The 22,374-nt window shown below is 69.8% G+C and carries 20 protein-coding genes; 10 read left to right on the forward strand and 10 right to left on the reverse strand.

Features of this window, described 5'->3' with window-relative positions:
* The first annotated feature begins 94 nt into the window (after window positions 1-94).
* Entirely contained in the window at window positions 95-1,138 is a 1,044-nt protein-coding gene (locus ACH4FH_RS12060) for an aldo/keto reductase (protein ID WP_398555686.1), read from the forward strand.
* A gap of 196 nt (window positions 1,139-1,334) precedes the next feature.
* On the forward strand, window positions 1,335-2,093 hold the full coding sequence (locus ACH4FH_RS12065) for a hypothetical protein (RefSeq protein WP_398555687.1): 759 nt from the start codon (window positions 1,335-1,337) through the stop codon (window positions 2,091-2,093).
* A 157-nt stretch (window positions 2,094-2,250) separates the two neighbouring features.
* Here ACH4FH_RS12065 and ACH4FH_RS12070 read toward each other — a convergent pair whose 3' ends face one another.
* On the reverse strand, window positions 2,251-2,667 hold the full coding sequence (locus ACH4FH_RS12070) for a Fur family transcriptional regulator (protein ID WP_398555688.1): 417 nt from the start codon (window positions 2,665-2,667) through the stop codon (window positions 2,251-2,253).
* Window positions 2,668-3,381: 714 nt separating this feature from the next.
* On the opposite strand from ACH4FH_RS12070, the gene katG reads away from it, so the two are divergent.
* Window positions 3,382-5,625, forward strand: coding sequence for a catalase/peroxidase HPI (katG, locus tag ACH4FH_RS12075; protein ID WP_398555689.1), 2,244 nt, complete (start codon window positions 3,382-3,384; stop codon window positions 5,623-5,625).
* A 246-nt stretch (window positions 5,626-5,871) separates the two neighbouring features.
* On the opposite strand, the gene ACH4FH_RS12080 is transcribed toward katG, so the two are convergent.
* Together ACH4FH_RS12080 and ACH4FH_RS12085 are read right to left on the reverse strand one after the other, a co-directional pair.
* Window positions 5,872-6,420 carry a YciI family protein gene (locus ACH4FH_RS12080; protein ID WP_398555690.1) on the reverse strand — a complete coding sequence of 183 codons (549 nt, stop codon included), beginning with the start codon at window positions 6,418-6,420 and terminating at the stop codon, window positions 5,872-5,874.
* Between the two features lie 336 nt (window positions 6,421-6,756).
* Window positions 6,757-7,290: a hypothetical protein gene (locus ACH4FH_RS12085; RefSeq protein ID WP_398555691.1), complete on the reverse strand. Its 534-nt coding sequence runs from the start codon at window positions 7,288-7,290 to the stop codon at window positions 6,757-6,759.
* A gap of 171 nt (window positions 7,291-7,461) precedes the next feature.
* Between ACH4FH_RS12085 and ACH4FH_RS12090 the strand changes: the two genes are divergently transcribed.
* A complete protein-coding gene (locus ACH4FH_RS12090) occupies window positions 7,462-8,238 on the forward strand; it encodes a response regulator transcription factor (RefSeq protein WP_398555692.1) in 777 nt (258 codons plus the stop codon).
* Window positions 8,238-9,548, forward strand: coding sequence for a sensor histidine kinase (locus ACH4FH_RS12095; protein ID WP_398555693.1), 1,311 nt, complete (start codon window positions 8,238-8,240; stop codon window positions 9,546-9,548). Before ACH4FH_RS12090 ends, ACH4FH_RS12095 begins: the two co-directional genes overlap by 1 nt.
* Window positions 9,549-9,582: 34 nt before the next feature.
* On the opposite strand, the gene ACH4FH_RS12100 is transcribed toward ACH4FH_RS12095, so the two are convergent.
* Both ACH4FH_RS12100 and ACH4FH_RS12105 read right to left on the reverse strand, forming a co-directional pair.
* Window positions 9,583-10,377 carry a VTC domain-containing protein gene (locus tag ACH4FH_RS12100; RefSeq protein ID WP_398556056.1) on the reverse strand — a complete coding sequence of 265 codons (795 nt, stop codon included), beginning with the start codon at window positions 10,375-10,377 and terminating at the stop codon, window positions 9,583-9,585.
* Window positions 10,374-11,075, reverse strand: coding sequence for a DUF4956 domain-containing protein (locus ACH4FH_RS12105; protein ID WP_398555694.1), 702 nt, complete (start codon window positions 11,073-11,075; stop codon window positions 10,374-10,376). The genes ACH4FH_RS12100 and ACH4FH_RS12105 overlap by 4 nt, the downstream gene beginning before the upstream one ends.
* A 215-nt stretch (window positions 11,076-11,290) precedes the next feature.
* Between ACH4FH_RS12105 and ACH4FH_RS12110 the strand changes: the two genes are divergently transcribed.
* Complete coding sequence (locus ACH4FH_RS12110) at window positions 11,291-11,428, forward strand: hypothetical protein (RefSeq protein ID WP_398555695.1); 138 nt, start codon at window positions 11,291-11,293, stop codon at window positions 11,426-11,428.
* Between the two features lie 262 nt (window positions 11,429-11,690).
* Window positions 11,691-12,389, forward strand: coding sequence for a LysE family translocator (locus ACH4FH_RS12115; RefSeq protein ID WP_398555696.1), 699 nt, complete (start codon window positions 11,691-11,693; stop codon window positions 12,387-12,389).
* A gap of 118 nt (window positions 12,390-12,507) precedes the next feature.
* Here ACH4FH_RS12115 and ACH4FH_RS12120 read toward each other — a convergent pair whose 3' ends face one another.
* Complete coding sequence (locus ACH4FH_RS12120) at window positions 12,508-13,515, reverse strand: alpha/beta hydrolase (protein ID WP_398555697.1); 1,008 nt, start codon at window positions 13,513-13,515, stop codon at window positions 12,508-12,510.
* 450 nt (window positions 13,516-13,965) lie between these two features.
* Here ACH4FH_RS12120 and ACH4FH_RS12125 point away from each other — a divergent pair, with 450 nt between their 5' ends.
* The gene (locus ACH4FH_RS12125) at window positions 13,966-16,827 is read left to right on the forward strand and encodes a BTAD domain-containing putative transcriptional regulator (protein WP_398555698.1); all 2,862 of its coding nucleotides are present in this window, start codon (window positions 13,966-13,968) and stop codon (window positions 16,825-16,827) included.
* Between the two features lie 156 nt (window positions 16,828-16,983).
* Here ACH4FH_RS12125 and ACH4FH_RS12130 read toward each other — a convergent pair whose 3' ends face one another.
* Window positions 16,984-18,087, reverse strand: coding sequence for an MBL fold metallo-hydrolase (locus tag ACH4FH_RS12130; protein WP_398555699.1), 1,104 nt, complete (start codon window positions 18,085-18,087; stop codon window positions 16,984-16,986).
* Window positions 18,088-18,361: 274 nt separating this feature from the next.
* On the opposite strand from ACH4FH_RS12130, the gene ACH4FH_RS12135 reads away from it, so the two are divergent.
* Complete coding sequence (locus tag ACH4FH_RS12135) at window positions 18,362-18,763, forward strand: PPOX class F420-dependent oxidoreductase (protein WP_398555700.1); 402 nt, start codon at window positions 18,362-18,364, stop codon at window positions 18,761-18,763.
* Between the two features lie 141 nt (window positions 18,764-18,904).
* On the opposite strand, the gene ACH4FH_RS12140 is transcribed toward ACH4FH_RS12135, so the two are convergent.
* The gene (locus tag ACH4FH_RS12140) at window positions 18,905-19,495 is read right to left on the reverse strand and encodes a hypothetical protein (RefSeq protein WP_398555701.1); all 591 of its coding nucleotides are present in this window, start codon (window positions 19,493-19,495) and stop codon (window positions 18,905-18,907) included.
* Between the two features lie 346 nt (window positions 19,496-19,841).
* On the opposite strand from ACH4FH_RS12140, the gene ACH4FH_RS12145 reads away from it, so the two are divergent.
* Window positions 19,842-20,651, forward strand: a complete 810-nt coding sequence (locus ACH4FH_RS12145) for a hypothetical protein (protein ID WP_398555702.1) — start codon at window positions 19,842-19,844, stop codon at window positions 20,649-20,651.
* A gap of 330 nt (window positions 20,652-20,981) precedes the next feature.
* On the opposite strand, the gene ACH4FH_RS12150 is transcribed toward ACH4FH_RS12145, so the two are convergent.
* Both ACH4FH_RS12150 and ACH4FH_RS12155 read right to left on the reverse strand, forming a co-directional pair.
* Window positions 20,982-21,653, reverse strand: a complete 672-nt coding sequence (locus tag ACH4FH_RS12150) for a GPP34 family phosphoprotein (RefSeq protein ID WP_398555703.1) — start codon at window positions 21,651-21,653, stop codon at window positions 20,982-20,984.
* Window positions 21,654-21,851: 198 nt separating this feature from the next.
* Window positions 21,852-22,325 carry an ArsI/CadI family heavy metal resistance metalloenzyme gene (locus tag ACH4FH_RS12155; RefSeq protein ID WP_398555704.1) on the reverse strand — a complete coding sequence of 158 codons (474 nt, stop codon included), beginning with the start codon at window positions 22,323-22,325 and terminating at the stop codon, window positions 21,852-21,854.
* Window positions 22,326-22,374 lie beyond the last annotated feature (49 nt).

Here is a 22,374-nt window from a genome sequence, read left to right on the forward strand (position 1 = left end):
GGCTCCTGTTCCTTTTAAGGTTCGGCCTCTGGTACGGTCGATACATCTTAACGGAACGGGTGACCCATTAACCCGTTGGGGGAAGGAATCAGTCATGGAGTACAGGCAGCTCGGTGCGTCCGGGCTCAAGGTGCCCGCTCTGAGCTTCGGCACCGGCACTTTCGGCGGCCAGGGGCCGCTGTTCGGAGCTTGGGGCGACACGGACGCCCGTCAGGCGCGCAGGCTCGTCGACATCGCGCTGGACGCCGGCATCACGATGTTCGACACCGCGGACGTGTACTCGGCCGGCGCCTCCGAGGAAGTGCTGGGACAAGCGATCAAGGGCCGCCGGGACGAGGTGATCATCTCCACCAAGGCCGGGCTGCCGATGGGAGACGGTCCGGGCGATGCGGGCACCTCCCGTACGCGGCTGATCAAGGCGACCGAGGATGCGCTGCGCCGCCTCGGCACCGACCACATCGACCTCTTCCAGCTCCATGCCTTCGACGCCGCCACTCCGGTCGAGGAAGTGCTCGCCACGCTCGACCAGCTCGTCCGCGCGGGAAAGATCCGCTACACCGGCGTCTCGAACTTCTCGGGCTGGCAGCTGATGAAGTCCCTCGCGGCGGCGGACGGACACGGCTATCCCCGCTATGTGGCCCACCAGGTCTACTACTCGCTCATCGGCCGCGACTACGAGTGGGAGCTGATGCCCCTCGGGCTCGACCAGGGCGTGGGGGCGGTCGTCTGGAGCCCGCTGGGCTGGGGCCGGCTCACCGGAAAGATCCGGCGCGGCCGGCCGCTGCCCGAACGCAGCCGCCTGCACGAGACCGCCGACTACGGCCCGCCGGTGGAGGACGAACTCCTCTACCGCGTGGTCGACGTCCTCACGGAGATCGCGGAGGAGACGGGCCGCACCATCCCGCAGATCGCCCTCAACTGGCTGTTGCGTCGCCCCACCGTTTCCTCGGTCATCATCGGCGCCCGCGACGAGACGCAGTTGCGCCAGAACATCGGCGCCGTCGGGTGGGAACTCACCGGCGAGCAGGCCGCCCGCCTCGACGCCGCCGGCGCGAAGCCGGCGCCGTACCCGTACTTCCCCTACGAGCGCCAGGAGGGCTTCGCCCGCCTCAACCCCCGCCCGGCAGGCATCGCATAGCCCGCCCCCCGGGGAGCCACGCCAGGCCGCAAAGCCTCCGCACGGGTCGCGGCGGTCAACGGTGTGGCAATTGGCGATGGATTGCGCAGTCGGTCCTGGCATGAGGCGGGCGTTCATCGGTGTCGGGTGTCCGGCCGCTCAAGCGGGCTCGCGGCCTCTCGGCCGGACGCGCCCCGCAGGTCGTCATACTCTCCGAATGGACACACATGCCATGGAGGAAGCGCGGCAATGGCTCGCCGACCGGGGCGTCGTCGAGCTCGGTGACGGATGGACCGACGAGGAAGGGCCGGACCGTCCGCTCACCGCCAACGAGATCGCGCACTCCTGGGCCGGCGAGGTGTTCTCCGACGGGTCTCGGGACGTGGTCGAACAGGTGCGGCTGGCATTCGGGCTGCTGGACCTCCTCGACGAGTACTGGGTGACGTGCGAGATCCGGTTCGAGGACCGCGGCACGGAGGGGCCCTTGCCCGCAGGCCCGTTGTGGGACGGATATCGCCGGCGGCTGGAGGCGGACCGGGACGCCGAGGCCGTCACCTATTCGCTCTGGGTCGACTGGTTCGAGGACCAGGACACGGCCGCGACGGCCTTCGCCGAGGTGCTCGGGAACGACATCGACCGCATCGTGGTGGAAGCCTCACCCGCTCCACTGCGCCGTGCCGGCAGGGTTCTGGCCTGCTCGGGCCCTGTCCCTTGGCCCGCGAAGCAGGCGGCGTACGACACCGCCGCGCGGCTCCCCGCACTGCACGAGCCGCTGTTCAAGGGCCTGTTGGCCGGGTACCACGATGTCTACGGCCAATTGGAGCCGACCGCCGCACTCGCCCTCCTGGCGCGACTGCAACTCCCGGCGGACACTCCGCACCTACCGCAACTGCGGTCCGTCCTCTCGGCAGGACACCGCAACCACTACCTCGTCCCTCCTGCCTGGGACGACGCGGCGCGGGGCTCGCTCGACTGAACATGACCGTCCGCCCGCCCCGGGATGAGGCGCTTTCCCTCAGAGGGTGCGGCGCGGTTGCACCCGACCAGCCCGGGCTGACCCGAGACATGGGCCTGACGGCCGGCAAGGAGCCGCCGGTGCTCGGCGCGGTGGGAAAAGAGCGTTCGCCGGCGCCTCAGGCGCGGGCGCAGTCGGGGCACACGCCCCGATAGGTCACCGCGGCCTCACAGACGGTGAAGCCGAAGCGTTCGGAGGTGGGCAGATCCGCCAGGGGATCGCCGTCGGGGTGAACGTCGCGAATAGTGCCGCAGCCCGAGCACACCAGGTGCTGGTGGGGGCGGTGGGCGTTCGGGTCGTAGCGCTTGGCGCGGCCGTCCGTGGCCACCTCGATCACCTCGCCGAGCGAGACGAGTTCACCGAGGGTGTTGTAGACGGTCGCGCGGGAGATTTCCGGCAGCCGGGCGGCGGCGCGCGCGAGCACCTCATCGGCGGTGAGGTGGATGTGCTCGCCATCGAGTACCTCGGCCACCACCCGGCGCTGGGCGGTCATCCGCCAGCCGCGTCCGCGAAGCCGGTCCAGCAGGTCGCTCATGCGCACCAGCCTAACTGTGCCTCGTCCGAAAAATGAATACGTACGGGACTGGTTGATGTATTGACTTGGACTTTGTCCATCGTAGGATCGGCTCCGGCGACAGCCAAGGGACAGGACAACAGCAGGGAAAACCCGTGACGGTTCAGGAGACGGGTCCGCTCACCACCGCATGCGATGCCCTGGTCGCGGACCACCACAACAGCGAACAGGCGAGCGCCGGCGGCCCGGTGCCGATCGGCGACCAGGCCCCGCTGGAGGTGCCCGCCCCCTCCCGCCGCGAGCCCCTCGTCCACACGCGCATCGCCCACGTCCGCGTCGCCGGCGCTCGGGCAGTTCCGGACCTTACGTCGAGGAACCGCCTTCACAGCACGCGATCGTGCAAGCCATCCCCTCCATGTACTTCGCATATGGGGCGCACTCCATGTGTGGAGCCCGCCGCGTGCTCACCGCGGTGGGGCCCGACCCGCATCGCATTGCTCCGCGGCCCGGCCCGGTGCGGACGCCTCCGCACCGACCACCACCCTCGTGTGCAGGTCGTGCGGTGTCGTCGCTGACGTCGACCGCCCGGTCGACGTCACGTCCCGCTTTCCCCGTCCGACGTCCACGGCTTCCCGATCACGGAGGCCGAGGCCCTCCACCGGGGCCCCTGCCCCGGCTGTTGCACCGCCCGCAGTTCCTCCAGCACTGTGATCCGCCCCGTCCGGAAGGATTTTCATGTCTGAGAACCACTCTGAGAACCACGACGCCATCGTCACAGACCCCAAGCCCGAGGAGGCAGGTGGCTGCCCGGTCGCGCACGGCCGCGCCCTCCACCCGACCCAGGGCGGCGGAAACCGCCAGTGGTGGCCGGAGCGGCTCAATGTGAAGATCCTCGCCAAGAACCCCGCCGTGGCGAACCCGCTCGGCGAGGAGTTCAACTACGGCGAGGCGTTCAAGAGCCTCGACCTCCCCGCCGTGAAACGGGACATCGCCGAGATACTCACGACCTCGCAGGACTGGTGGCCGGCCGACTTCGGCCACTACGGCCCGTTGATCATCCGGATGGCCTGGCACAGCGCGGGCACCTACCGCATCAGCGACGGCCGCGGCGGCGCCGGCGCGGGCCAGCAGCGCTTCGCCCCCCTCAACAGCTGGCCGGACAACGCCAACCTCGACAAGGCCCGCCGCCTGCTGTGGCCCGTCAAGAAGAAGTACGGCCAGAGCCTGTCGTGGGCCGACCTGTTGGTCCTCTCCGGCAACGTCGCCCTGGAGTCGATGGGCTTCGAAACCTTCGGTTTCGGCGGCGGCCGCGAGGACGTCTGGGAGCCCGAGGAGGACGTCTACTGGGGCCCGGAGACGACCTGGCTCGACGACCAGCGCTACACCGGCGACCGCGACCTGGAAAATCCCCTCGGCGCGGTCCAGATGGGCCTGATCTACGTCAACCCCGAAGGCCCCAACGGCAACCCCGACCCGCTCGCGGCCGCCCGCGACATCCGTGAGACGTTCCGCCGGATGGCGATGAACGACGAGGAGACCGTCGCGCTGGTCGCCGGTGGCCACACCTTCGGCAAGACCCATGGCGCGGGCCCCGCGGAAAGCGTCGGCGCCGACCCCGAAGCGGCCACCCTCGAAGAGCAGGGCCTGGGCTGGAAGAACTCCCACGGCACCGGCAAGGGCGGCGACGCGATCACCAGCGGCCTCGAAGGCACCTGGACGAACACCCCCACGGCCTGGGACAACACCTTCTTCGACATTCTCTTCGGCCACGAGTGGGAGCTGTTCAAGAGCCCCGCCGGCGCGCACCAGTGGCGGCCCAAGAACGGCGCCGCGGCCGGCACGGTCCCCGATGCCCACGACCCGTCCAAGAGCCACGCCCCCACGATGCTCACCACGGACCTCGCGCTCCGCGTCGACCCCGCATACGAGCAGATCTCGCGTCGCTTCCATGAAAACCCCGCCGAATTCGCGGACGCCTTCGCCCGCGCGTGGTTCAAGCTGACCCACCGCGACATGGGCCCCCTCGTGCGCTACCTCGGCCCGGAAGTACCCACCGAGACGCTCCTGTGGCAGGACCCCCTGCCGGCCGTGACGCACGAACTCGTCGACGCCGACGACATCGCCGGCCTCAAGAGCCAGATCCTCTCCTCGGGCCTGACGGTCGCCCAGCTGGTATCCACCGCCTGGGCATCCGCCTCCTCCTTCCGCGGCAGCGACAAGCGCGGTGGCGCCAACGGCGCACGCATCCGCCTCCAGCCGCAAAACGGATGGGAGGTCAACGACCCCGACGAGCTGGCGACGATCCTGCGCACCCTCGAAGGGATCCAGGAGTCCTTCAACACCGCCCAGGCCGGCGGCAAGCAGATCTCCCTCGCCGACCTGATCGTCCTCGCCGGCGGAGCAGCCGTCGAGCAGGCCGCCAAGAACGCCGGCATCGACACCGAGGTCGCCTTCACCCCGGGCCGCGCGGACGCGTCCCAGGAACAGACCGACGTCGAGTCCTTCGCCGCGCTGGAGCCGACTGCCGACGGATTCCGCAACTACCACGGCAAGGGCAGCCGTCTGCCGGCCGAACACCTGCTCCTCGACAGGGCGAACCTGCTGACCCTGAGCGCACCCGAACTGACGGTCCTCGTCGGTGGCCTCCGCGTCCTGGGCGCCAACCACCAGCAGTCGTCCCACGGCGTCCTCACCACCAATCCCAGGACCCTGACCAACGACTACTTCGTCAACCTCCTCGACCTCGGCACCACATGGAAGGCGACATCCGAGGACGCCACCACCTTCGAGGGCCGTGACGCCACCACCGGCGACGTCAAGTGGACGGGCACCCGTGCCGACCTCGTCTTCGGCTCGAACTCCGAACTTCGCGCCCTCGCCGAGGTCTACGCCGGCGACGACGCCAAGGAGAAGTTCGTCAACGACTTCATCGCCGCATGGAACAAGGTCATGAACCTCGACCGGTACGACCTCGTCTGACGCGTCCCGCCCTGACACAGGGCGTCTGACACAGGGCGTCTGACACAGGGCGTCCAGGCCGGCCGCGGACCACACAGCGGCCGGCCTGGACGCCCTCAGCTTGTGCGCCTTGGCGTCTTCTGCCGCGGCGACAGCCCGAACAACGGTCTGCCGAGTGTCTCTACCTGCGTGATCCGGTGATCCCGCGGCGGAACCCACCTGCGGTCAACTGCCAGGTGCGGTCGGCACGGCGCATGCCTTGGTTCACTACCGCCTTCCGCCGAACTGCCAGTTGTGGACCTCGATGTCGGCGTACCGGTCCGCGGTCAGAACGGCTCGTGCGGTGTCCGGGTCCGGCACCCGGACCAGCGCCGCCGTGCCCAGCCAGGTGCTGCCGTCGTCGGACAGCAGCGGCCCGTACGCGATCAGCTCGTCCCGGCCGGGCGGCACAGCGAGATCGGCGGTCTGTCCCGTGCCCAGGCCGAGCACCAGGTACCTGTTGCCATTGGTCGGGCCACCGGGGAAATCCCACATGGTGCGCCCCAGCACGTTGCGCCACCGCCGCAGCAGCACGTCACGGTAGACGCCGGCCTGGTAGCCGGGCTCGTCGAAGGCGAACGCGCGGGCGGCGGCGGGATCCGGCAGGTCGACGATGTGCACGCTGCCGGTGGGTGTGTCGCCATCGCCGGCGAGGGTCGGGCCGCGGGCGATCATCTCCTTCGCGTACCGGTCCATGTAGGACCAGTGCTCTTCCAGCATCTCGTGGCGCAACGGGACGGAACCGGGCCGATCGCGGTGGTAGCAGAAGAACTCCATGCCCACAGCCTTTCCGACTCATAGCAGCTTCTCAACGGGGTTTGGCAAGGATGAACGGGCGCTCGCAAGGCGGGCGGGCGAGGCGGCGGCTTACGGACAGCGCGATCATGTCCAGGCCGTCGTGCCACATGTCGTCGGTGACCTTGAGCAGTTCGTCGTTGGCGGCGGTAGCCGCGCTCGGCCACTTCCGTTGCGATGCCGCGGCCGATGCCGGAACTGGCGGCGGTGACGATGGCGACCGGCGCCGCGGCTCGGGCCGGTGATGCTCATCGCCGCGACGGCTTCGATGCCCGATTCCCCGGCCTCCTCGACGCCGTCCTCGCCGCTGGGGAGTTGTCAGTCGTCCCCGTCGGCCATCCGCTGAGCGCGTGCCCCGCCCGGGGTGCAGGTGATGTCGTAGGCGAGGTCGTCGGCGTCTTCGGCGCTGGGCTCCGCCTCCAGACGGGTCACCGGGGCGGGGCCACGCTCCACGTCCTCGTCGAAGGCGTATCCGTCAGCCGGACTCCAGGAGACGAGGTACACGGTCCCGCCGGGTCGGCACTCGACCGTTGCGGTGCCGCCGGTGAAGCGGACGGTTTCCCGCTGGACGGTGTCGGACGCGCCTGCCGAGGACGGGGGCCGCGGGGTGGAGGTGCCGGTGCCCGGGGGGCCGGGTGGGGCGCTGTCGGAGCCGGCGGAACCCGGCGCGGGGGCGGCGGGACCCGACCGCGCCCCCTCCGCCAGGGCACGCCGTACCGCCGCGTCATCCAGGGCACGTCCGTGCGCGGGCGTACCGGCGTCGGCGCTCGCCAGCTGCCACGCGCCCAGTGCGCCCGCGCCCGTGCCGATGGCGACCCAGACCGCGGTCACCAGGGCGCTACGCCACTTCACCAGGACCACCTCACCGGACTCCTTCGGAGCCGTCCCCGCGCCGTCTCACGGGAAATATCCTCTCGCGCCGTTCCCTAACGTCTGGTTAAGACAAGCACAAAGGGGCGGGCCGGAGAGGCCGGCTGTCCACCTCGGTGCCTCTCACGTCAACTCCTTGGCTACCGTGGCCGCATGGCTCACCTGCTGGTCGTGGAGGACGACCCCGCCCTGCGCAATGCCCTGGTGCGTGCTCTGCGGGACCGGGGGCACGCGGTCGCGACGGCGCCAAGCGGCATGGCGGGGCTCGACGCGGCCGTGACCAGCCCGCCGGACCTTGTCGTGCTGGACCTGGCGCTGCCGGATGTGGACGGCGGCCAGGTACTGCGGATGCTGCGAGCCGTCAGCAACGTACCGGTGATCGTGGCGACCGCGCGGGACGAGGAGCCGGAGATGGTCGCCCTGCTGGAGGGCGGCGCCGACGACTACATCGTGAAGCCGTTCGGAGCGGCCCAACTCGACGCGCGCATCAAGGCGGTACTGCGGCGACTGGGCCCGGCCGTTCAGGAAGAGCCACTGCGCGTGGGCGGACTCGTCGTGGATCCGGCCGCCCGTGAGGTCACCCTCGACGGGCAAGCGATCGACCTCACCCCCCGGGAGTTCGACCTCCTCGCCCACTTGGCCCGCCGCGCCGGCCAGGTGGTCCCCCGCCGCGAACTCCTCGCCGAGGTCTGGCAGCAGCCGCTGGGCGGCACCGACAAGACGGTCGATGTCCATCTGTCCTGGCTGCGGCGGAAGCTGGGGGAAACGGCCCAGAACCCGCGTTATCTGCGTACGGTCCGCACGGTGGGAGTGAAGCTGATGGCCCCCGTGCCCGGCAGTGGGCCTGACGGCGCCGGCGAGGCCGGACTGACCCGTGGGCCCGACGAGGCAAGCAGGGAAGGCGAGGCCGACGAGGCGGGCGGAGCGTAGTGCGGCGCCGTCTCCTGCTGCTGACCGGGGCCACCACCGCCCTGGTCCTGGCAGCCTTGCTGGTGCCCCTCACCCTGCTGACGCGGACGCACGCCGCCGACCGCGCCACCGCGGAGGCGACCGCGCGGGCGCAGTGGGTGGCGTCAGCGGTCGGCCCGGTACTGGCGGGCGGCGCGCGGGGGACGGCTGCTGCCGAGCAGGTGAAGCAGACCGTGCGAAGCGTCAACGGTCCCGGTCTGCCCAAGGCGTCACTGCTGCTCGCCGACGGCACCGTCGTCGGCACTCCCGCCCAGGTCACGGACGCGGTCCGGCTCGCACGCACCGGGCGGGCTTTCACCTATGAGCCACCGGACGGCGGGAGGGTCGTGCTGGTCCCGGTGCACGGGGCCGCGGAGGGCACCGCGGTGGTGCATGTGGCCCTGAGCCAAGGGCAGTTGCACGAAGGCGTCGTCACGTCATGGCTGGTCCTGGCGGGGATCGGCACCGGCCTCGTCCTTCTCGGCCTCGTTCTCGCCGACCGGCTGGGCGCACGGCTCGTGGGCGCGACGCGCTCACTGGCCAGGACGGCGGACCGGCTGGCCGCGGGCGACCTGACGGCCCGCGCGGAGGCGGTGGGTCCGCCCGAGCTCCGCCTGATCGCCGGCCAGCTGAACGAGCTGGCCGCCCGCATCGACGAACTCCTCACCGCAGAACGCGAGAACGCCGCCGATCTCGCCCACCGCCTGCGCACCCCCGCCGCCGTCCTCCGGCTGGACGCCGAGACCCTGCGCGATCCCATCGAGGCCGAGCGGATCGCGGCGGGCGTCGCCGCGCTGGAACACGGCGTCGACGAGGTCATCCGCCGGGCACGGCACCCACTGCGCGAGTCCGAGCCCACCGCGGACCTGCCGGCCATCGCCCGTGAAAGGACCGCTTTCTGGCTGCCGTTGGCCGAGGACCAGGACCGCGCCGTCGAGGTCGACGCCCCGTCCGGCCCCCTCCCCGTCGCCGTGCCACCCGATGAACTCACCGCCACGCTTGACGCGTTGATCGGCAACGTGCTGGACCACACACCCCAGGGCACGGACTTCCGCGTCACCGTCCGGACGACTGGTGACACCGCGCAGCTCCTGGTGGAGGATGAGGGGCCCGGCTTTCCGTTCCGCGATGACGGCCTGCACCCCGCCGCCCGTGGAACCAGCGGCGCGGGCTCCACCGGTCTCGGCCTGGACATCGCCCGCCGTACGGCGCAGGAGGCGGGCGGACAGTTCACGACGGACAACTCACCCGGGGCGAGGGTGACGCTCTCGTTCCCGACGGCTGCCGGATGACCTCCCGTCCCGATGCGGGGGCGACCCCGTGGCCCTACGGAAACACGCTTCGCACCGCCCGCACCCACGCATTCGCCCCCAACTCCGGACGTACGACCGCCAGTCCCGCGCTGTACTTGGTGAACCCGGCGGGCCGCACCCCGTATCCGTGCAGCATCCGGTCCGCCTCCGTCAGGTGCCCCCGCGTCTTCGTCTCGACCAGCACCAGCGCACCATCCGCGAGGGCACCGCGCCCCGTCGCCTCGTCCCGCACGACCAGCTCGGCGTCACAGGTCACCCGCTGCCCGTCGGCGACGAAGGTGACACGCCGGTAGTCCGTGCGCAGGGAGGGCACGAGGTCGTGCGGGGCGTCGGGCATGCCGTACGCGTCACGGAGCACCCCAGACAGGAACCGACGCCGGGCGCCGTCCAGCGGGTGGTCGCCCCCGGACATCCGCTGCCGGTGCTTCACCGTTTCGCCCCGCCCGCTCTTGAGCTTGACCTCGAACTGCCGTTCCCCGCTGTCCTCATACACCCGCTCCCTGATCCGGAATCTCCGCCGGCGTCCCTGTCGATGGTCGTGGAACGTGCGCAGCTCCGGGGTGTCGTAGTACGTGGAGCGGTACCGGAAGCAGCGCATGCCCTCGATGTCGAGGACGCGGAAGCCGTCGGGCCGCCGCGGATCGGTCAGCCGGGCCGCGAAGTCCTCGAAGACCCGGACCGGCACGGCGTAACTGTTGTCGTACCGGGCCAGCAATTCGGCGCGGGCGTTGAGCTCGGCCAAGGACACCGGATGCGCCGCGGCCGCGGCCCGTTCGAGGACGCGCAGCGCCTCCGAGCGCGCCCTCACCACGACGCCGGCCCCCTCGTCGCGCCGCGGGTCATGGGGGCCCCGGACGCGGCGGGCGCACCGGGCGCACCGGGCGCGAAGCTTGTACGGCCTCCGCGAGTCACGTCGGTAGCAGGAACTGCACGAGTCACGCTCCCCTGCCGGTACCGCACCTCCACCACGGTCAGGTCCCGCACGAAGTCCACTTCGCGCACCATCCAGCCGAACGGCTCCCCGAGTCGTCGCCGCAGCTCCGCGCGGAGGGCGTCCTCGTCGTCGTACACCGCGTCGAGCGTGACGACCGTGCGCCGCTCTCGTGCGTACAGGCGCGGGTGGTCGGCCACGTACAGGACCAGCAGCAACACGCCCGCAAGCCCCGCTGCCAGGTCGAGCCCCAGTCCGGGGAGCCCGCACAGCAGCCCCAGGACCAGGGTCGTGAAGTAGTACGCCACCTCCTGGTGCTGCACCGAGTCGGACCGCAGCCGGACGATCGACAGGACGCCGAAGAGTCCGAACCCCAGCGCCAGTCCGCCGTTGTCGCCCACGCGACCGAGCGCGGCGACGACCGCGAAGAGCGCGACGTTCAGCGCGAGATAAGCGGGAACGAGTTCCCGCCTGCGGTGCCGTGGCTGGTAGACGCCACACGTCAGCAGTGTCACGGCGAGGAGATCGAGCCCGAGATGGGCGGCCATCCCTCCGAGATTTCCTGAGATGTCCATGGCGGTAACGCTAGGCAGCGAGGGGTTAAACGGACTGCTGTCGGCGGTTAAGGCGGGCACCTGCCGGGGAGGTCGCGATCGTGCTCTGTCTCGCTCGTACGCCGAACTCGTGCGGGTGAATCCTAGGTCTATGGGCAACATGTGCCCTTGTCCTGGATAGGAACGGTGTCGGTTCCCGAAACGACAGTTTGCTGCCGGACCGTCAGGAGGCGATCGTGCCCGTAGACCCGACCGACCCCGCCACCTTCGAGGACGAAACCGACGCCTATGAGCACGGCGTAGGCGCTGCCAATGATGCCGACCTGGCGGAGCAGGCCAGAGTCGTGGACTTGGACGAGGACGAGTACCGCTGATCTCGGCTATGTCCGCCGGAAGCAGTCGGTCAGCCTGATACGGCCAGTCCCCACCATCACCAGGGCGCCGAGCGGGAACCTCACCAACAAGAGCGTGGATCAACCGTACGCAATGATCCGGCCAAAGGTTCTCGACTTACCCGTGGCCTAGACCGCCCCGGGTACGCTCGACCACCTCTGAAGAGAGGTTTCAGCAGTTCCCTCTGAGCGAGATCCAATACGCCAACTGGGACGGCCCGGTGACCCAACTTCGTTGTGGGCAATGTTGCTCCGCACGCCTACGTCGAACTGGAAGGGCGCCGGCTGGACCTCGACCGGCCCGTACGAAGGAGAGGAGCGCACCGTGCTGACCTTCGCCGCCGCTTCGCTGGTCCTGGTCATGATTCCCGGCCCGGACCAGGCCCTGATCACCCGCAACGCCCTCGCGGGTGGCCGGGCCGCCGGGCTGCTCACGATGGTGGGCGGGGCGCTCGGGCTGAGCGTGCATGTGGCAGCGGCGGTGCTGGGCATCTCCACCCTGCTGGTCGCCTCGGCGACGGCGTTCACCGTCCTGAAGGTCGTGGGCGCCGGGTATCTGGTGTGGATGGGCATCGCGACATTCCTGAGCGCGCGGCGCACCATGGCGCAGAAGGCGGAGGACGGTGGCCAGGAGGCCGCGAAGCTGGACACGAAGTATCTGCGGCACGGCTTCCTGTCCAACTCGCTCAATCCCAAGGTCGCCCTGTTCTTCGTGACCTTCCTGCCCCAGTTCCTGCCTGCCGGCCACAACATCTTCCCCAGAGCGCTGTTGCTGTCACTGGCGTTCGCGGTGATCTACCTGCTGTGGTTCAGCCTGTACGTGATCACGGTCGACCAGTTCGGCAAGGTGCTGCGGCGGCCGCGGGTGCGAGCCCGTATCGAGCAGGCGACGGGAATCCTGCTCATCGGCTTCGCGGCGCGACTGGCCTTCCAGTCGCCGTGACCCGGCAGGGCGGGGCGCCCGGCGTGCGGTGACACCGTGGGCCGTAGCGGTTGCCGCGCCGGACACAGAGGGTCTCCAGGGCTGAGCCCTGGAGACCCTCTTGCCTTTCCGCTCCGCTCTACGCCTGGCGAAGCCGGGCGAGGATGCCTTCGAGGTCACCGCGGAACCTCTCGGGGCGGACGAAGTGTCCGCCGGGCTCCTCGTGCCACTCGTGCTGGATACCGGCGTTGTCGAGGAGGCCGCGGAACTCCCGCTGGCCGGCGAGTACCTCGGTCTCGTTGAGCAGGTCGAACGGGTCGACCGGGTTGGGACTGGTACCGGCGACCATGAAGACCCGCTTGTCGCGGTAGCGCTCGATGTGCTCGACCGGGTTGTCGGCGGTGACCCTGGCCTCGTCCCAGGGCACGCCGTAGATCGTGCCGCCGCCCAGGTCCAGGGCACCGGAGGAGACGTTGGCCCAATGGACGACCGCGCCGAGATCGCGGCGCAGGCTGGGCGGGCCGGAGTGGGCGCTCACGGAGGCGAAGTGGCCGTAGTACTTGGCCGCGTACTTCAGTGCGCCGAAGCCGCCCATCGAGAACCCGGCGACGGCGCGGCCGTCGAATTCCGCGTACGTCCGGAAGTTCTCCTCGACCCACGGGAGCAACTGGGACATGTGGAAGGTCTCCCAGTTCCGGGGACCTGTGTTGGAGCTGACCGGGTTGGAGTACCAGCCCGCGTGACCGCCGTCTGGCATCACGACGATGATCGGCTTGCCGGCCGTCCAGGCCCGGATGCCTCCCTCCGGAAGCCGGTCCCAGGACATGAAGTCCTGGTCGGTACCGCCGCCGTGGAACAGATAGAGGACGGGGTAGGTCCGTCCGCTGGTGTGGTAGTCGTCAGGGAGCAGGACGTTGACGGCGGGCTGCCAGCCGATCGCGTCGGTCGCGAACCGGTAGTACCACATGCGGGGATCGTCCTGGTTGTGGTCCACGATGCGCAGCCCGGAGCCATCACCGGCCGCACTGGCGGCGTTGGCCGTCGGCGCCCCGGCAAGGACGCTCGCGCTGCCGAGGGCCAACGCCGCGGAGATTCCGCCGGCGGCTTTCAGGATGCTTCGGCGGGTGGAGTGGTGCTCGCTCAACATGACCTCCTGGTGGGGGGAGCGGTACGAACAGTTCGCGTGCCGCGGAACGCTCGGGGACGTCCGTCATCGGTGCACGCCCTCGCCTGGCCTGTAGAGGCCCCGACGGCTTCCTGCCGAGGCGGTCAGATCCCTGTGCGGATGCCTTGGAGCAGGCCGATGCCGCGTCCATTGGCGGGTGCGTCGGTCCGTTGGAGGAATGGTGCGAGGCCCGGGTGCGCCATGGGGCGTGGGACGCACGCCCCGACCGGTACCTTCCATCTCGCTGTTCCCCCTGCTCCCACGCATCCCAGTGGTGCCCGATGGCGACTTGCCAACCATTGCGGGAGACGCTGAAATACGAGTGAAATCTCGATGGTGCGCGGGAGCGGGGGGAGCTTCGGGATGGACGGGGGTGCTCCTCAGGGGCTTCGCGTCGCGGTGCTCGGACCAGTGCGGGCATGGCGTGACGGGATGCCTCTGGATCTGGGGCCGGTGCGGCGACAGGCGGTACTGGCCGCGCTGGCGCTGCGTCCGGGGACGTTGGTCAGCCATGAGCAGCTGCTCGATGACGTGTGGGGTACACAGCCGCCGAAGTCCGGTCGCCGGGTGCTCCCGAGCTACGTCTACCGGCTGCGCAAGGCACTCGACGCGGAAGGCGCCGAGCGTTCGGGGTCGACGATCCACAGTGGCCGGGAAGGCTACCGGTTCCTCATCGACGGGGTCCGGCTCGATGTGGCGGAGCTGACCGAGCGCGTCGCGGTAGCACAGCGCGCGAGGGCATCCGGTGACCTCGCCACCGCGATGGACCGGTTCACCGAGGCGCTCGCCCTGGTTCGGGGTGAGCCCCTGGCCGGACTTTCGGGGCCGCTCATGCGGAGCGAGCGGCAACGGCTGTCCCAGCAGCTGCGCACGTTTCAGCAGGAGCGGCTGGAATGCCTGGTCCTGCTCGGCCGGTCTGCCGACGCCCTGGACGACCTCGCCGCGTTATCCGCATCCGATCAGTACGACGAGTCGCTGACAGCCCTGCGGATGCGTGCGCTGTACGGCAGCGGGCGTCAGGTGGCGGCGCTGAGTGCCTATCAGGACATGTGCGAGCGGCTGCGGGGCGAGCTCGGGATCGATCCCGGCGTGGAACTCCGCCGGGTGCACCAGGCAGTGCTGCGTCGGGACGACGAGCAGCTCCTCGGTCCGTCGGTGGCACGCTCGGCCGCTCTGCCGGCCGTGCCCCGGCCGCGCCGAGCGGTCAATGAACTGCCGGGCGGCACCGGCCACCTCATCGGAAGGGAGCGCGAACTGGCACTGCTGACCGAGCCCTCGCCGCCCTCCTTCGTGTCGGTCGTGGCAGTGGACGGCACCGCCGGCGTCGGCAAGACCGCGCTCGTCCTGCGCGCAGCCCATGAGGTTCGCTCCCACTACCCGGACGGCTGCCTCTTCGTCGACCTGCGCGCACACAGCACGGAACGGCAGCGGCTCTCGCCGCAGCGAGTGCTGCGGCGGCTGTTGCGCTCCATCGGCACGGCCGACAGCGAGGTGCCGAACGACCTCGACGAACTCACCGCCGCCTGGCGGGCCGCGACCAGCTCGCTGCGGCTGCTCCTCGTGCTGGATGACGCCCTGAGCACACAGCAGTTACGGCCCCTGCTGCCCGCCGGGCCGGGCAGCAAAGTGATCGTGGCCGGCCGACGGCGGCTGGCCGGGCTGGACGCCGATCGACGGGTCACCCTGGAGCCCCTGGCGACCGGCAAGGCGGTGTCCCTGCTCAGGCACATCGTCGGAGAGGATCGCGCGGACCGGGAGCCTGAGGCGACGCATGAACTGGTCCGGCTGTGCGACGGGCTGCCGCTGGCGCTGCGCATCGCCGGTACGCGGCTGCAGACCCGTTCCGCATGGACGCTGGCGTACCTGGTGGACCGCATGGCGGGCGACGAGCACCGTCTCGACGAGCTAAGGGCCGGGGACCGCAGCGTGGAGGCTGCCTTCCGCCTGTCGTACGACCAGCTCCCGCCGAAGCAGCAGCGCGGGTTTCGCACACTCGGCCTCTCGCCGACGGTCGAGTTCGACGCGGTGACCTCAGCGGCCATGCTCGGCACGTCGTTCCGGGACGCCGAACAGATCCTGGAAAGCCTGGTCGACACGAGTCTGCTGCAGCAGCCTCGTCCCGGCCGCTACCGGTTCCACGACCTGGTCCGCGTGCACGCGCGGCGCTTCGCGGAAGCCGCGCCCGCCGAGGCCGCCGCAGCCCGCACCTCCGCATTCCGCCTCTATGTGGACGCGGGCCGCATCAGCAGCGACTGGGGGCCAGGCGGATTCCCCACCGGGCCCCCGTCCAGTGGAGCGTCCTTCGCCGACTGGCGGGACGCGGACAGGTGGCTGGACGCCTGTAATGAAGAACTCGTCGACGTCATCGGACACGCCGTGGGCCTCGGCGAAGTCGATTACGCCTGCTGGATCGCCGAGGCGCTGAGTGACTACTTCGAACGCCGGGGCCGCTACCACGAGCTCCGAACCGCCCTGGAGATCGCACTCGCACACGCGGACGCGGCCACCGACCGGCGGATGGCCTGCGCACTGCGGAACTGCATGGGCCTCACCAACATCTACCAGGGCCAATACCGCCAAGCGCATGCCTGGTTCAGCGAGGCACTTCACCTCAGCCGCCGTTGCGCGGACCAGCGCGAAGAGGCACGGGCGCTGACCGGGATGGGGGTCAGCGAACTCAGTTCTGGCGGGGCCGAGCAGGCCGTTCCGCACCTCACCGCGGCGATGGAGCTGGCTCAGCGGCTCAACGACAACTGGCTCACCGCGATGGTGCTCGCCGTACTGGGCATGCTGCACCACTCGCAGGGACGGAACGAGGAAGCACTGGTCTGCCTCGCCGACGCCTGCACCCAAGCCGAGAAGAACGGCCGACCTCGTATGCTCAGCAGGGCCTTGACCTGCGCCGCCGACGTCCGGCTCGCCCTCGGCCACTACGGTGAGGCCAAGAGCCTGCTCCGCCGGGCGGCCGACCTGCTCGAACAGGCCGGGGACATCCTCCTGCACACGCTCGTCCTGACCCGTCTGGGCACAGCGGAACAAGGTGAGGGAAACCTGAGCGCCGCCGTAGCCCTCCATCGCCGGGCTCTCACCCAGCAGGAGAAGCTGTCGCCGCTCAACGACCCCAACTGCGTCCGGCTGGAGATGCACATCCGTTGTCGGCTGGGCGGCACCTACTCCGCGGCCGGCAGCGTTGCCACGGCACGAGAGCAGTTCCAGACGGCGCTCGCGCTGCCGGGCGCCAGTGCGTACCCCGAGGAACACGCACTGGCGATCGCGGGCCTCAAAGAGTGCTGAGGGGATCGGCGGCGCCACCGCGCCCCCCTCCCCTCAGCCGACTTCACGTTCCGCGCAGCAGGACACCCGCACGGGGCCGGGCCCCCGCCACCGAACAGGATGAACTGCTCCAGCGGCGAGCCCGGCCGTGACACCCAACGGGACCGAGCCGACGGGTCACAGACGCACGTCGGGGCCGTCCAGCTCGGGCAGATCCGCCGTCGAGGCAGGCGGCTTGACGGTGACCTCGTCGCCGATCTCGATGGTCATGCGGTCCTGGCCCATCTGAAGCCGGCCGTCGTAGCCGGCCTTCCGCGTACGCCGCACGATCTGTTCATCGCCCTCCTTGCCGTGCAGGTGCTTCTTGGCGATGTGGGAGTAGACGGCCAGGCGGGGTCGGGTCTTGGAGAAGACGCGGGCAGCCTGTTCGGGCGTGGTGAGTTTCGCCTCGATGGCTTTGCGGTCGCCGGAGACGGTCAGCTTCTTGTTGAAGGCGATCACGTTGTGGATGAGGACGTCGACGCCCATCCCGTGCTCGACCACATGAGGGTCGTAGGTGGTGTCACCGGACAGCAGCACGGACCTGCCCGCGTAGTCCAGCCGGTAGCCGTAGGCGGGATTGCCCTCCTTGTGCTCAACCGTGAACGCGGTCACCTTCACCCCGCCCTCGTCGTAGACCACGCCGGCTCGGACGTCGTGTACGCGGACCTTCAGATCGTCCTTCTTGAACAGGTCGTTCGAGCGGTGCTCCACGTCGTGCGCGTACATCGCCCGCATGCCCTCGACCATGCCCGCCGTGCCAGCCGGCCCCCAGACCTGGAGCCGCTCCTTCCGCCCGAGCAGGAACCAGGGAGTCAGCCACAGCGCGGGCAGATCCTCGTAGTGGTCGTTGTGCAGGTGGGTCAGGAAGACCTTGGTCACGTCTTTGGGGCTGATGCGGGACTCGTACATGTTCTGCGTGGCGCCCCGCCCCACATCGAACAGCAGCCGCTGCCCGCCGGCTTCGATCAGGGTCGACATGCCCTGGCGCTCGGTCGACAGTTCCGGGCCACCCGTACCGAGCAGCCACACCTTGAGCACGGCGGATCCCGTCTTGCTCCCCGCGCCCGCAGCGGACGCGGTCCGCTTGTCGACAGCGCCCGAAGTGCAGCCCGGCAGCAAGCCGGCTCCCAGGGCTGCCACGGTGCCCAGAATCGGGCGCCGGGGTATCCGGCCATGGCTGCGCATGGTCACCGCCTCTTCAAATGGTGCGGCGTTCTTCCCGCTGCGGAAAACGTGCACAGGCCCTCCTATGGTTCACAGCCGTCGCGCCCGCCAAGTAGAGCAATGCACGGACCCGCCGCCCACGGGCAAGTCCTCCAAGATGAACCCCCTATTCCGCTCCTGCGCCTGGAGACTCCTCCAGGAGGCACGGGCGCGGCGGCGTGGGCGCGGGTGACGTCCGGCTTCGTGACGACGCTGTGTGCGGGCTGTCCAGGGGGCGGGGAGGGCCGGGTTCCCTGCCCTGGCTACCGTTTTGCCCAGCACCCATCGAACCGACTCCTGGAGACCTCCCGTGCCCGTACCCCTCAGCGAGGATGTGGTGGCGCTTCTGCGGCGCCCCAGCACCTGCTACATCGCTACAACGATGCCCGACGGCTCGCCCCAGCTCACCCAGACATGGGTCGACACCGACGGCGAACACGTCCTGATCAACAGCGTTGAGTCGCATCAAAAAACCCGAAACATCGCGCGCGACCCGCGGGTGGCCGTAGCAATCGCCGACCCCGCGGAACCGAGCTCCTACGTCCAGATCCGCGGCCGTGTGGTGCGTGTGACCACCGAGGGGGCGGTCGACCACATCGAGGCGCTCGCGCAGAAGTATCTCGGCGGGCCCTACCCATGGTTCGGCGGCCGGGACCAAGTCCGGGTGATCTATGTGATCCAGCCCGAACGGATCAGCAGCCCACGTGGCTGATGATCGTGAGGTCTACGTCGGCCGCTACCGGCGGACCGACCTGACGCTGCGACAACTGGCTCCGCGCTGTCCGAAGCCGGCCATGGCAACTCCCCCAGGCGTGTGTGGCACCCACTCATCAGAGGGCGAGGGGAAGCGGAGTCACACCGCTCGGGGTTCGGAGCCAGGGCCCGCACCGGGCATCGCCGAGAGCTCGCTTCCCAGAGCTTGACGCGCCACGTTGACGAACTCCGCGCTACTGGCGAACCGAGCGCGGAGCGCTTTCGTGCGGGCTGACGGATCGAGTTCGGCGGCACTGCTCATTGTGTCGGGGTGCGAGCTGACGACGCGTGTGTGCCGGCGAAATTCGTCGCCGATGCTGCGGACCACTTCGGCCCCTCGCTCCGCGACCTCTTCAGGTCCCACCAGGCGAACGCGGATGTATGCCTCGTCCAGTGCTCTGCGTGCGGCGAATCCTGCTTCCCACCGAGGTATCTCCGTGAAGGGCAGTGCGAACCATCCTTCATCCAGAACGCGGTAGGCCGCATCGGTCTGGGACAGGAACCGCTCGTATGACTCGCGCCGCATCTCCCGATGGTCGATCGCTCTTTTCTCGCCTCGCTCCTCGCGTGCGAGAGCAGCCTGGTGTCGCAGTTGCCTGCTGGTGACCCGTGCGGAAACCGCGCCTGCCAGTGCTGCGGCAGACAGCGTGGACAGGGAGGTGATCAGGGCAATGGCGACCGTGTCGTTCATGGCCGCCATTGTTCCGCCTCAGCCTGGCCTCCCTCCAGGCGGCGGTGAACCAACGATGGAGCCCAGCCGTATGGAAGGCCGTCCCTCTCTCCGACGAGCAGGCCGATCGCCGAGCAGCTCGAAGACCTTCGCCACAGGGACTGGGTACAACTGGGTAGTATCGCGCGGGTTTCACGAACTGCCGGGGCGGACTACGGGGGTTGGCGGTATGAGCACAGCCGGTGGAGGCGCGACGGGGGGCAGCAACTGGGGTGACGGCCCAGGCGGCATTCAAGGGGCCGGGCCGGGGTGGCCGCAGCAGGGCCCCCAAGGCGGATGGCGGCCGGGCGGCCCGCCTGGCCCGACCGTGCCGCCGCAGGCCGGCTGGGGACCGCATCCCCCGTGGCTGCCGACACTGCCGCCGGAGCCGCCCCGAGGGCGGCGGATCCTGCGGTGCATCTTCAACCCGCTCCACGCGGCCCAGCGGGTCTTCCGGCCGTCGCGGCCCGGCGTGGTCCAGGACACCACAGTCCGCAAGCTCCAACTGTGGCGCACGGTGGCGGGCGTCGTCGCCTGGGTGTGGCTGACGATCACGTACACCGCGATCAGCAACTCGGGGAAGGCAGCCGATGTCCTCTCCGACCGCTTCAATCAGAGTTGGATCAGCGTGCTGGTGCTGATCTGCACGTTCCCCGTCGTCGTCGGCGCCTTCTGTGCCGCGGCCAACGGCGGACTGCGGCACGTCTATGTGCGCCGTGCCCTCAAGCCTCTCGGCGCGGTGGCGGCCATCGTCGCCTCCATGGCCACCTTCCCGCTGGCGATGGCACCTGAGCCGGCGGGTTTGCGCGACTTCGTCGGCATCCCCGGCAAGGTGGTCATCGCGCTGCTCGCCCTGTGGTCGCTCGGCTTCGCGATCTACGGCATCGGACTCTCACTCGTGCACGTCTTCCGCACGGCCGACATCCACGAGATGGTGCCACCGATCCTCGCCGCCTTTTTGGTGTGGGAGATGGCGATCATGGACGTTGCCACGGGTGCCTACCAGAACGTCCCGCCGCTCGCCCGAATCGCCTTCATGATGGGCGCACCGGTGACCGTGACGGCACTGTCCGCCTGGGAGGTGTACCGGCTGCGCCGACACCACGGACTGTCCCTTCGAGCGGCACTGTGGGGCTGAGACACGACACGTCCGCACCCTGCGTCGCGACGTAGCGGGGCCCAGTCACAACGGGCACTCCAGGGAGGCTGCAGGGAGACCTGGGTAGGTGACCTGTCGGGCACCACCTCGCCGGCCGGAAGGTCACTGTCTCCCGGATACCACTGACTGCCTGCCTGTCAGTGGGGTCCGTGGTCGGAGCTCGATGCGCCGCCCAACGCCCGGGCCACGGCCCGGAACGGCAGGGATCTTGCTCGCCGTAACCAACACCGGCGGCGGCTCCGACAGCCGCACGGAGAAGTCCCCGGAGTCCGACTCTCGCACCCTCGGACCAACGGGCAAAAGGTTGGTCTAACTCCCGGCCGTGGCGACCGCCGTGGACGTGGCCACGGTGACCGCGATCATCGCCGCCTGCATGTCGCGGATGGCGGCGTGAACATTCTCAGCCGCCCATTGCCCGTCGGCCACCTGGGCCATCCGCGCGGTGACCTCCTTGCGCGGGCTGTCGGGGAAGGCCAGGCGGTGCAGTTTGGCGGAGTGGATCAGCGCGATCAGGCCCGCCGTCCGGGTGTCCGGCTCGGCGCCGTCCACTACGACGGCGCGGAGCCGTTCCCGCAACTCGGCCTCGACGACGCCATCGGCCTCCGGATAGCGGCGCATCGGGAACATACCGAGTGTTTTGCGCTTCTCCTCCACGACCACGCCGCGCCGGCACAGGCTCTCCAGAGCCGCACCGACGGCCTTGGCCTGGTCCTTCGTCAGCCACTCCGTCACCCGTCGCTGCTTGCGACCGCGCAGCCAGGTCTCGATCAGCGCCGTCCGGCCGTCGAGCAACTCGTCCCCGGTCGGCGTGGTGTCTGTCAGTTCGAGGCATTTGCCCGCAACGGATACCCGGCCGGCCAGGACCAGTTCCAGCAGGATCCCTCCCGACACCGCCCACCCAGCGGCGCTCCGCTGCTTCGCCGACCCGGACTCATCGTCCAGAGACAGCAGCATGATCTCCTCGGCCAGCGTGATCGCCATACCCACTACCCTCGCATAACGCCCGGTGATCGTTTTCTGGTGATCAGACGCCCGGGATGAGTAAGAGGTTCCCCCCTGATTCGGGTCTTGGCCACCCCTCCGTTCAGAGTGCTTCGACGAGTGCGAGGCGCCGCCAGCCCGGAGGCGGAAGGTGGCCGCCCGCGACGCGCGGGGCCTCCCGTGCCGTGACTTGGCGAATCAGCTGCCGCAGGTGCATCCCGAGGCGGCCTCGGCGGGCTCGGCGTTCGCGGGTTCGCTGCCGCAGCAGGCGTCGCCGTCCAGGGCGGCGCTCTTGCCCAACTGGGTGGCGTCGCCCTTGACGACGTAGACCTCCCAGGGCTCCTTGCCGGGGCCGTGGACCCAGACCTTGTCCTGGAGCGCATAGCAGCACGAGGTGTCGTTCTCCTCGAAGGTCGCCAGCCCTGCACCCTTGAGGCGGTCGGTGGCAGCGGCGACCTGTTCGGTGGAGGTGACCTCGACACCGAGGTGGTCCAGGCGGGTTTCCTGGCCCGGATCGCCCTCGATGAGGACGAGCTTCAGTGGCGGCTCGGTGAGGGCGAAGTTGGCGTATCCGGGCCGGCGCTTGGCCGGTTCGACGCCGAAGAGCTTGGTGTAGAACGCGACCGATCCTTCGAGGTCGGCGACGTTGAGGGCGAGCTGAACGCGGGACATGGCGGCCTCCCCAATCAGGCTGCATTGATGTCTGTCGATTCAAGCTTGC

It is taken from the genome of Streptomyces sp. NPDC017993 (assembly GCF_044328065.1).
GTDB lineage: Bacteria > Actinomycetota > Actinomycetes > Streptomycetales > Streptomycetaceae > Streptomyces.